This window comes from Phytoactinopolyspora endophytica (genome assembly GCF_004138495.1).
Lineage (GTDB): Bacteria > Actinomycetota > Actinomycetes > Jiangellales > Jiangellaceae > Phytoactinopolyspora > Phytoactinopolyspora endophytica.
The window spans coordinates 199,105-208,863 of record NZ_ML142860.1 but is presented as its reverse complement, the minus strand read 5'-3'; the positions used below and the strand labels follow the sequence as shown (position 1 = coordinate 208,863).

The 9,759-nt window shown below is 68.4% G+C and carries 6 protein-coding genes and 2 pseudogenes; 2 read left to right on the top strand and 6 right to left on the bottom strand.

Features of this window, described 5'->3' with window-relative positions:
- Positions 1–619, top strand: a pseudogene (locus ELR45_RS22165) (hypothetical protein); the annotation flags it as partial.
- Positions 620–679: 60 nt separating this feature from the next.
- Here the strand turns inward: ELR45_RS22165 and ELR45_RS22160 are convergent.
- Genes ELR45_RS22160 through ELR45_RS22150 form a run of 3 tightly spaced genes read right to left on the bottom strand, consistent with a single transcriptional unit; the run spans position 680 to position 5,066 of the window.
- Positions 680–1,789 (bottom strand): alkaline phosphatase family protein, encoded by a 1,110-nt coding sequence (locus ELR45_RS22160; protein ID WP_129668269.1) that lies wholly within the window; start codon positions 1,787–1,789, stop codon positions 680–682.
- A 6-nt stretch (positions 1,790–1,795) separates the two neighbouring features.
- Positions 1,796–2,377, bottom strand: a complete 582-nt coding sequence (locus tag ELR45_RS22155) for a DUF5998 family protein (RefSeq protein WP_129668268.1) — start codon at positions 2,375–2,377, stop codon at positions 1,796–1,798.
- 19 nt (positions 2,378–2,396) lie between these two features.
- Positions 2,397–5,066, bottom strand: coding sequence for a bifunctional acetate--CoA ligase family protein/GNAT family N-acetyltransferase (locus tag ELR45_RS22150; RefSeq protein WP_205857038.1), 2,670 nt, complete (start codon positions 5,064–5,066; stop codon positions 2,397–2,399).
- Positions 5,067–5,712: 646 nt separating this feature from the next.
- Between ELR45_RS22150 and ELR45_RS22145 the strand changes: the two genes are divergently transcribed.
- Complete coding sequence (locus ELR45_RS22145; RefSeq protein WP_129668266.1) at positions 5,713–6,675, top strand: hypothetical protein; 963 nt, start codon at positions 5,713–5,715, stop codon at positions 6,673–6,675.
- 726 nt (positions 6,676–7,401) lie between these two features.
- Here ELR45_RS22145 and ELR45_RS22140 read toward each other — a convergent pair.
- From ELR45_RS22140 to ELR45_RS22130, 3 genes and pseudogenes are all read right to left on the bottom strand, one after another.
- Complete coding sequence (locus ELR45_RS22140) at positions 7,402–8,280, bottom strand: ABC transporter permease (protein ID WP_129668265.1); 879 nt, start codon at positions 8,278–8,280, stop codon at positions 7,402–7,404.
- A complete protein-coding gene (locus ELR45_RS22135) occupies positions 8,267–9,196 on the bottom strand; it encodes an ABC transporter ATP-binding protein (RefSeq protein ID WP_129668264.1) in 930 nt (309 codons plus the stop codon). The genes ELR45_RS22140 and ELR45_RS22135 overlap by 14 nt, the downstream gene beginning before the upstream one ends.
- Positions 9,193–9,759: pseudogene (locus ELR45_RS22130) on the bottom strand (LolA family protein); the annotation flags it as partial. The gene ELR45_RS22135 and the pseudogene ELR45_RS22130, both read right to left, overlap by 4 nt.

Sequence of the window (9,759 nt, the reverse complement as noted above, 5' to 3'; positions counted from 1 at the left end):
CGAGCCCAAGCCCGAACCCGAGCCCGAACCTGAGCCGGTCCCGGTTGAGGAGGCGCCCCCGGCCGGGCCACCCCGGCTCTCCGTCGTCAGCGAGCAGGACCTCGACGCCGATGACGACGACGATGACGTGGACGATGACGACCTCGGCGCGGCGCCGGATGTCTCCCACCCCCTCGGGCTGGGCGAGCCCCAACGGGCCGAACCGGTCGCCGCCTTGGTCCGGCCTGCCGAGCCCGAACAGGACGACTCCGAACAGGACCACGAGGACGACGAACCGGCAGCTGAGCACACCTCGCCGATCGAACCGGTCACGCGCCGGCCTCGCCGAGCCGGACGGTACGGGCGTCCGGAACGCCGTCGGCGGGACACCGAGCTGTGGGCGGACGAGCAGGAGCCGGAAGAGGTCGACGACGCCTCTACCGACCGGCTACGGCTCAGCGACATCGCCAGCCATGTCGAGGTCGAAGGTCCCGAAGACACGGACGACGAGACGCAGGACCTCGCGCCCACCGCGCAGGAGCCGCCGCCGCCCGCCAAGCCTCGCGGGTCGTCGCGTTCCCGTCGCCCGACCGTTCCGAGCTGGGACGAGATCATGTTCGGCCGCCGCAAGAACGACTGATAGCCACCGGGTGGAGAGGCAGTCTCACCACGACTTCCTCGGAGGGCACCCCCTGACGAGCTACGCCCGCCCGGCCAGCAGCGGGACCAGAAGCTCATCTTCACTGGTGGCGCCGTGGAAACCGACCAGCTTCGTCTCCACCGGGAACACGCTGCGTCGTTCCACCGCACACCGGCCGTGGACGTTGACCACCACGTCGCCGATCCGATCCAGGACGCGGCTCTCGACGGCACCGAACCACCCGGCCGCCACGGCCTCCTCCCGGCTCAGCACCGATGCACGGGAGTCGCCGAGCACGCCCTTCCAGGAGGCCTGCACGTCGGCTGCGGCGCCGTCGGCCACGTAGACGTGCCGGAACCGGGCCTCACCGGCGATGAGATCCACACCGTCGCGCAACGCCGGGTGATCGTCCACGTCGACGCGGTACTCCCGAGGCACGTCCACCATCCCGTGGTCGCCTGTGACGAGCAGCACCGTTCCAGCCGGCAGCGACTCGTACAACTCCTCCACGAACCGGTCCACCATCACCAGCTGGTGCCGCCACGCAGCTGACTCGCAGCCCGCCTGGTGGCCCGTGTGGTCCAGGGCTTCCTCGTACACGTACACGAGTGCCGGTCCGGCCTCGTTCACCGCTTCTACGGCGGTGGCGACCCGCTCACCGTACGTCTTCGCCGCCCGGAACGGCCCACGCAAGGCCGCCTTGGTCAGGCCCGACTCCCGGAAGCGCCGCTCCCCCAGCACGCTGGCGGCCACCCCGGAGCGCTGCGCCCGTTCGAACAGGCCAGGGTGCGGTTGATAGGTGACCGGATCGATGGCCGGCTCCCACTTCAGCGCGTTGAAGATGCCCTTGCCACCGGGCACCCGCGTGGTATACCCGAGCACCCCATGCCGTCCTGGCGGCAGGCCGGTGCCCAGGCTGGTCAGGCTCGTCGCGGTCGTGCTCGGCACGCCACAGGTGATCGCCTGGCCCGTCAACGACGACAGGAAGGGCGTCTGCACCGGGTGCCTGCGGAGCAGGTTCCAGCCCAAGCCGTCCACGAGCAGCAGGCAGTACCGTGACGCGGGCGGCAGGCCCAGCGTGTTCTGCTCCCCGGCGATGCCAAGCGCGCCCAGCACCGACGGCACGATGTCGGAGAGCGAGCCCTCGCCGTAACGGGGCAACAGCGTCAAAACGCGTCACCGCACCCGGACAGTAGCCGCCGACAGCGCGCGGGCGAACGCGAGCATGTCGTCGACCCGCATCAGGCCGTCGCCCGCCTCGCTGACGCGCAGCGTGAAGTCGTCCGAGGTGAGCGCTCCGGTGTAGCCGTGATCGGCCTCGCACTCCGGATCGCCACACGTCGCCGGCTCGAGATCGATGCGGGCCATCGCACCCCAACCGATCGTGACCACGACGTCGAGCGGCCGATCGCCCACCTGATGCGACGCCGGCGACGGGACTGTCCGGCTCACCACGACGGATGACACTCGGTCCAGCGGCACCGCCTCCGTGGACGTCGTCGCATACGGCGCGGCGTGCGTGTCGTCTGAGGGGTACTCGTCGGAGTGGCCGACGATCAGCCGTGTCGGCGTCATCACCAGCACACTGACGTGCCGTCGGAGCTCATCACGGTCGAAATGAGGCTCGTGATGGACCACGAACGACTCGACCGGCTCACCGGCCAACGCCGTCTCGAGTGTGTCTATCACAAGATCCGGGTAGTAGCCCGCTTGCTGGATCGCGATCCGAAGCCCTTCGTGCGTCCCTATGTCCGCCATAGCCCTATCCTTGCACGCTTCACGCCAACCGGCGCGCGTACCACTCCGGCCGTGGGGCCGGTCGGGACAACCGCGCGGCCGCATTCACCACTGACAGTCCGTTCTCGCCGACGAGCACCGGGTTCAGCTCCAGCGACGCCAGCTCGGGGAGATCATCCGACATCCGCGACACGCGGTGCAACAGGTCTTCGATCGCAGCTACGTCAGCCATGATGCCACCGCGGTAGCCGAACAGCACTGGAGCCGCTTTAACCTCCCGAACCATCTCCGCGGCGTCGACGTCCGTGAGCGGCGGGATCCGGTAGGAGCGGTCACCGAGCAGCTCTGTGGTGACCCCAGAGATGCCGAACGAGACCATGGGACCGAACATCCGGTCTTCCCGGGCCCGGACGACGATCGGGACGCCACCGGGCGCCATCGGCTGGACCACGAACCTGGCGTCCGCCGGATCGGCCAGAGTGCTGGACATCGTCTGCCAGGCGTCGCGCATCTCATCCGGCGTGTCGATGTTGCGCCACACGTCGGCGAGGTCCGGACGGTGCCGCAGGTGTGTCGCGGTCGCCTTGAGCACCACCTCGGCGTCGAACTCCTCCAGCGCCGCCAGCGCCGACTCAAGATCCGGCGCCGGAGACATCGGCAGTATGTCGATTCCGTAGTCGCTCAGCAGTTCGGCGATCTGTGCCGGAGCGAGCTCGACAGTGTCCTCCACGACGGAGGCCAGAACCGCCTCCGCCCGCCGGCGCGCGGGTCCCGCCTCGATCCCGGCCGTCTCCGGGACATGGCCGTGCCGCCGGCGGCGCCACACACCGTACGACGTGACGCGGGCCAAGGCCCGTGCCGCTTCCTCCACGGACGGGTACGACGGCACCGAGCCACGTCGCGCCACGCCGTGCTCGTCCAGCATGCGCATCTGCTCCGGGACCCCGCGACTGCCGAGGAACGTCGTCACGATCGGTTTACGGCCGGCCGATGACGCGCCGGCAAGCACGCGCGCCACCTCCTCACTGCTGGAAGCGTCCACCGCCGGGGTGAAGACCACCAGCAACGAGTCGACCTCCGGGCGTGCCGCCAGATCCGCCAACGCCGCGGCGTACCCGTCCGCCGTCGCCGAGACACCGAGATCCACCGGTTCGCAACCCATCTCCAGGCCGGCACCGATCACTGCGTCGTAGGCCAGCATGCATAGCGCGCTGGAATTGCCCACGACGCCGACCCGGCCCCCTTCAGGCAGCGGCTGATAGGCCAGGACCTGTGCCACGTCGAACATCTCTGAGATGGTGCTCACCAGGATCACGCCCGACTGACGGAACATCGCGTCGAGTGCGGCCTGGGGCACCTCGATCGGTTGTACGGTATGGCCCAACGGGACGCCCTGGGTGGAACGTCCCCCCTTCACCGCGACCACGGGCTTGACCTCGGCGACCCTGCGCGAGATCCGGGAGAACTTGCGCGGGTTCCCCAGGGACTCCAGGTACAGCAACACGACCTCGGTGGCAGGGTCATCGCGCCAGTACTGCAGGAGGTCATTGCCGGAGACGTCGGCGCGGTTGCCCGCGGAGACGAACGTGGACAGTCCCAGCCCACGTGCGGCGCCGTCGCTGAGGATCGCCGTTCCGAGCGCTCCAGACTGGGCGAACAGGCCGACGCGGCCCGGAGCCGGCAGCACCGGAGCCAGTGAGGCGTTCAGCGCGTACTCGGGGTCGGTGTTGACGATCCCCAGGCAGTTCGGGCCGACGACGCGCATCCCGTTCATCCGTGCCACCCGGACCAGGCCCGCTTGCCGGGCATGGCCCTCGTCATCACCGAGCTCGGCGAATCCGGCCGATACCACGACCAGCCCTTTGACCCCTTTAGCCGCGCAGTCCAAGACGACATCCTCGACCGCCTCGGCCGGCACCGCGACCACCGCCAGGTCGACCTCACCCGGGACATCCTGGACGCGGGGATACGCCGCCACTCCGGCGACCGCGCTCGCCTCGGGGTTCACCGCGTACACCGCGCCGGCGAACCGGTTCTCCATGATGTTGCGGATCAGCGTCTGGCCGGCTTTTCCGACCGAGCGGCTGGCGCCGACCACGGCCACCGAGCGAGGTGTCAGCAGCCGTTCGATCGAACGTGCCTCGGCCCGGTGCTCGCGCGCCGCCATCACCTGCAGCGAGTGGTCGGTCGGCACGATCTCGAACTCGACCCGGACCACACCGTCCTCGAAGTGGTCGTCGACTGTGTACCCGGCTTCAGCGAAGACCGTGGCCATCCTGCGGTTGGCGGGCAACACATCGGCGACGAAGCGGTGCAGACCACGTTCCCGGGCGGCCTGAGCAAGGTGCTCCAGCAGGACCGTGCCCACGCCACGACCTTGGTGGCCGTCCTCGACGAGGAAGGAGACCTCGGCCTCGCCAGCGGCCACCCGGTCGTACCGGCCGACGGCGATCATCTCCTCACCGACCTGCATGATCAGCGCGACACGGCCGTCGTGGTCGACATGGGTGAAATGGCTCACGTCGCGCTCACTCAGCTTCGGATACGGCGCGAAGAAGCGGTAGTACTTCGACTCGTCGCTCACCCGGGAGTAGAACTCGACGAGGCGGTCGGCATCCTCGGGGCGGATGGGGCGCACGTGCGCCGTTCCGCCGTCGGAGAGCACGACGTCGGCCTCCCAGTGGGCCGGGTATGCGGGGTCAGGCGACACAATCGACAGGCTAGTCGCCCTTGGCCGCGAGAACTCATGTTTGTGTCTTGAGTTTCAGTGTTCCCTGCCGGAAATCCCCAGCCGGACGGCCGCGGCGCGGCCATCGCGTCGTGATCTTCGACGGGATGCGAGATCCGGATCAGTATCCGTGATCGGGACACAAGTGCCCCGTAAGCCGGTCTCTTGACGTCTGTGGCGCCCGCGCGGCGCCTCGCCGTCGTCGTCCGACGTACGAGCTTCGCCTCTTCCGCGCCTTGCGAGGCATCCACCTGGAGCACCACAGCGGTGTCAAGCAACCGGCATGACGGGACACTAGGCGACGTTCCGGTGACCAAATCGGGTCCGGCGGTTAACGCTTTCCTGTCGGATCATCCAGAAGCCGTCCAAGATCTTGACAGGCTCGCGCATTCCCGAAAGAGTCCAACTGCACGGTTTGTCCCTCTGTAAATCGGGGGACGAGGAGGGGTCGCGTTGCGTTGTGCATGGTTGCTCACTGACCGTGAGCGCCATCGGGGGTAGCGGGCCCCGGTGTGCGCGCCGCTCACGGTGTGTCGTGGCGCCGGATACCCGTCCGCGACCCGGACGGACCGGCCGTCGACGCAGCTGAGCGAGCATCCAGTAGCCAAGCGACACAAGGGGAACAACCATGCGCTTGAAAAGACTCGCTCTCGCCGCAGCCGGTGGCGGCCTGGTCCTGGTCGGACTCGCCGCTCCGTCCCAGGCCGGCCTCACGACGTTCTGCGACGGAGTCGCCGAGGACGTCACGGTCCCCGGCGACCTGGTGGTCCGTGCCGGCGACTCCTGTGACCTGACCAACGTGGTCATCACCGGGAACGCAACAGTGCGCGCCGACGCCAACCTCACCCTGGAGGGATCCACCGTCGAGGGTGCGCTCCGGGTCAACAACAACGGCTTCGCCAGCACGGTGGAGACCGAGGTCCAAGGCGCGACCCGCCTCAACGAGGCTTACGGCGTGTACTCCGAGGACAGCTCGCACGACCGCAACGTCGTCGCCGCCGACTCGGACTTCTTCTACAGCCTCGGCTCGTCGCACAGCCGCAACGTCAACTCGACGAACGTCGAGGTCTTCCTGGAAAGCGGCCAGGTGAGCAGAGGGGTCAACTCCGAGGGTGGCCTGCTGACCGACCTGTACGACACCGTGGTCGAAGGCAGCCTGTCCGTCTCAGGGACCGAGCTGGGCAGCGTGGTCTGCTTCTCTGAGGTGGACGGCGACGCCACATACACCGGCAACGCCGGGCTGCTGCAGTTCGGCGGCCAGGACCCGGTGAGCGACTGCGGATACAACGTATTCGGGGGCGACGTCACCCTGACCGGCAACACCGCAGACGCGGGCGTCACCGGCAACGTCATCCGTGGCGACCTGACCTGTACCGACAACGATCCCGCTCCGGTACTCACCGACAACCGGGTCCGGGGCGAGGAGAACTGCGACACGGCCGCGGCGTCCGCGTTCAGCGCTCGCAGCGGCTCTATCGGCAGCGCCGCCGAGAAGGTCGAGTCGCGCAAGACCGAGGTTCTCACGGAGATCGAGGACCGCGCCGACGACGCCGAGGACGCGGCCGAGGAAGCCGGCCCCGCCTTCGAGTGATCCACCAGTAGTACAAGTCCTTTCTGGAACTCTTGACGGTCGTCAGGACGCCTGGAACGGAGCGGCCCCGGTACGAGGGAACCGCCCGACGTGTTCGGGCTCCTGAGTGCCGGGGCCACTGCTATTGCACGACCCGGCGCTGAGGGCCCGCCCGCAAGGCGTCCGCGATGAACTGGCGCGAAGCTTTCTCGTCGACCATCCCGTGCGGTCGCCGGCCATTCGCCGGCGGAAGGCCGCGCCCGCGCACCATCCCGTGGATCCGACGTCGTCCTACTACCACCCAGACGGGCACGTTGATCCCGCTACCACCCAGATCGGACGTCTAGCCGTGGCGCTGCATTCCGTACCGGATGCTGCATCCTGTACCGGATGCTGCATTTTGTGTCGTGAAGAACCGTGAATCGGACCCTTCGCGGTACAGAAAGCAGCATCCGGTACAGAACGTGTCATCCGACACGCGATGTGTCACCGCCGATGAGACCAAGCCGAGCGCTCACGGAGGGCCGGAGAGCTTCTTCGACTGATCTTCGGCCGGCGGCAGACCCACGCAACAAGGGCGGCCAGCCGTCCGCCGGCCGCGTGAGAAGGAGAAGAAATCTCCGGCCCACCCAAGCCGACCCGGTCCCCTTGGTGGTGACCAGCAGCAGCCGCGGTGACCAGCATCAGCGGCGGTGACCAGCGTCGGAGGTGGCCAACAGCAGTGGCGGTGACCGCAGCGCGCCGACTTTAGTTTGTCACGTCCCGCGACGTAAGCCGTGCCCAGGCAAGGGAGAAGAAGACCGCGGCGTATCCGACGTGCGTCAGCAGGCCGCGGCCGATCGTGTCCGTCATCATCGGCTCGCGGAGGAAGTCGTCGAACACCCTCCAGGTGTCGGTCAACAGCCACGGGTGCAGCCAGGAGAGCTGCGGGATCATCCCGAGGATCTGCGACAGCACCGGGATCGACGCCACGCTCGCCATCGCCGCGACCGGCACCTCGGTCAAGGTGGAGACGAACACGCCGATCGCCGCGAGCCCTGCGAGGAGCACAGCTGCGTATCCGGCCATGAGCAGCGCACGCCACAACGTCTCGCCGAAGCCGATGCTCGTTCCCGACAGCAGCGTCACGTCACCGGTCGAGAACATCACCGCTCCGGCCACCATGCCGGAGGTCACCACCAACACGGTCGCGATCAGGCCGAAGAGGACGCAGGATGCGTATTTCACGGCCAGCAGCCGGCCTCTGGACACCGGGACGATCAGCAAGTAACGCAGAGTGCCCGAGCCCGCCTCCCCCGCTACCGAGTCACCGGACACCACCGACATCGACAGCGGCAGGAAGAACGGCATCAGCAGCATCAGACCGGAGAACCCGAGGAAGAGCCCGTTATCGGTCACCTGCCCCAGGAACGCCGGCGCGCCGCTGTCATCCGACGACGACGACGCTCGTAGCGCCAGCCCTACGATGACCGGCGCCGCCGCCAGAACGCACAGCATCGCCAGGTTGCGGCGCCGACGAAGAAGCAAGGCAAGCTCGGAGGCCAGGAACCTCCCGGGCACGGCGAATCTCGTCCGATCCACGGGTTCCGCGGGGACGGCTGCCTGGGCCAGGTCACTCGTCGACATCGAAGCCCTCCCCGGTCAGTGCGACGAACAGCTCTTCCAGCCCTGGGCGTTCCACGATCGCCTGCCGCACCGGTATCCCGGACTTGACCAGCTCCTCGACGACGTCTTCAGCGGCCGCGCTGCCCAGCTCGCCGACCACGCCCTGGTGATCCGCCACTGCGTCGCCCAGTCCCATCCTGCGCAGCACGTCGACGGCGTCCTCTCGGGCCCTGGTGTCGATCCGGAGCCGCGTCGTGAGCGCGGCCCGTAGCGAGCCGATGCTGCCCTGCGCCACCAGGGAGCCGGACCGCATGATGCCGGCGTGCGTACAGATCTGGTCGACCTCGGACAGCAGATGCGACGAGAGGAAGACCGTCGTCCCAGCCGTCGCCACCTCGGACACCAGGTTCCGCACCTCGCGGGTGCCCTGAGGGTCCAGGCCGTTGGTCGGCTCGTCGAGCACCAGCAGTTCGCGGGGACGCAGCAGGGCGGCCGCGAGGCCCAGCCGCTGCCGCATCCCTTGCGAGTACGCCCGGTAGTTCTTGCCGGCGGCCGCGGCCAGCCCCACGCGCTCCAGCGCGACGTCGATCCGATGTCGCCGGTCGGCCGGAGAGGCGGTGCGGTCGGCAGCGTCGAGCCTGACCAGGTTGTCGCGGCCGCTCAGATACGGATGGAAGGCGGGGCCGTCGACCAGAGCCCCCACTCGCGGCAGGACGGTCCCCGCACCGTCCGGTATCCGCTCGCCCAGCACCTGGACCGAGCCGGCGGTCGCGGCCGCCAGCCCGAGCAGGATCCGGATGGTGGTGGTCTTCCCTGAGCCGTTCGGACCGAGGAAGCCGTAGACGGAGCCGTCCGGGACGTCGAGGTCGATCGCGTCAACAGCGGTCCGCTTGCCGAAACGCTTGGTGAGACCGGTGGTCGCGATCGCCGAAGTCACGCGGCCGCTTCTTCTAGGACGTCGAGGTCGACGGCGCCGATCAGTAGCCGTCCGTCGTCGAGCCAGAGGGCGGAGAACAGCCTGCTGGTGAACCCGACACCGCTGCCATACGGACCCTCGACCGGCTCCATGTCATCGAGGAGCGCGTCGAGGATTCCGGTCAAGTCTCCCATTTCACCTTCGGCTTCTCCGGTCAGCTCTTCCAGCTGCCCGGCCACGTCCTCCATCTCGATCCCAGTGACGGTGAGGACCGAGGCCCATCCGTCGTCGGACATCTCGACGTCGACGTCGTCCGCACCGGGGAATTCGCTCCCGCCGGGCGCATCGCCGTGCTCGGACTCAGCCCCGTGCTTGTCCGCCATCAGATCCTGGAAGTCGAACTCCTCGACAGTGGAGTCGGCAGGCGGTGTGAAGTCGTAGACCGATGGCTCGGGCTCGGAGAAGGTGACCGAGGTGAACCCGATCTCCAGCGCCGGATCGCCGCCGTCGGTCGCCAGCACCTGAATACGCAGCGGCACACCATGCTCACCATCGACGGCGAGCCGGACCGAGTCCACCCGGGA

Bases quoted from the DNA above. Each gene is read 5' to 3' on its own strand.
- ELR45_RS22155 (WP_129668268.1), bottom strand. From the start codon at position 2,377: ATGGCGGACATAGGGACGCACGAAGGGCTTCGGATCGCGATCCAGCAA.
- ELR45_RS22140 (WP_129668265.1), bottom strand. From the start codon at position 8,280: ATGTCGACGAGTGACCTGGCCCAGGCAGCCGTCCCCGCGGAACCCGTG.
- ELR45_RS22145 (WP_129668266.1), top strand. From the start codon at position 5,713: ATGCGCTTGAAAAGACTCGCTCTCGCCGCAGCCGGTGGCGGCCTGGTC.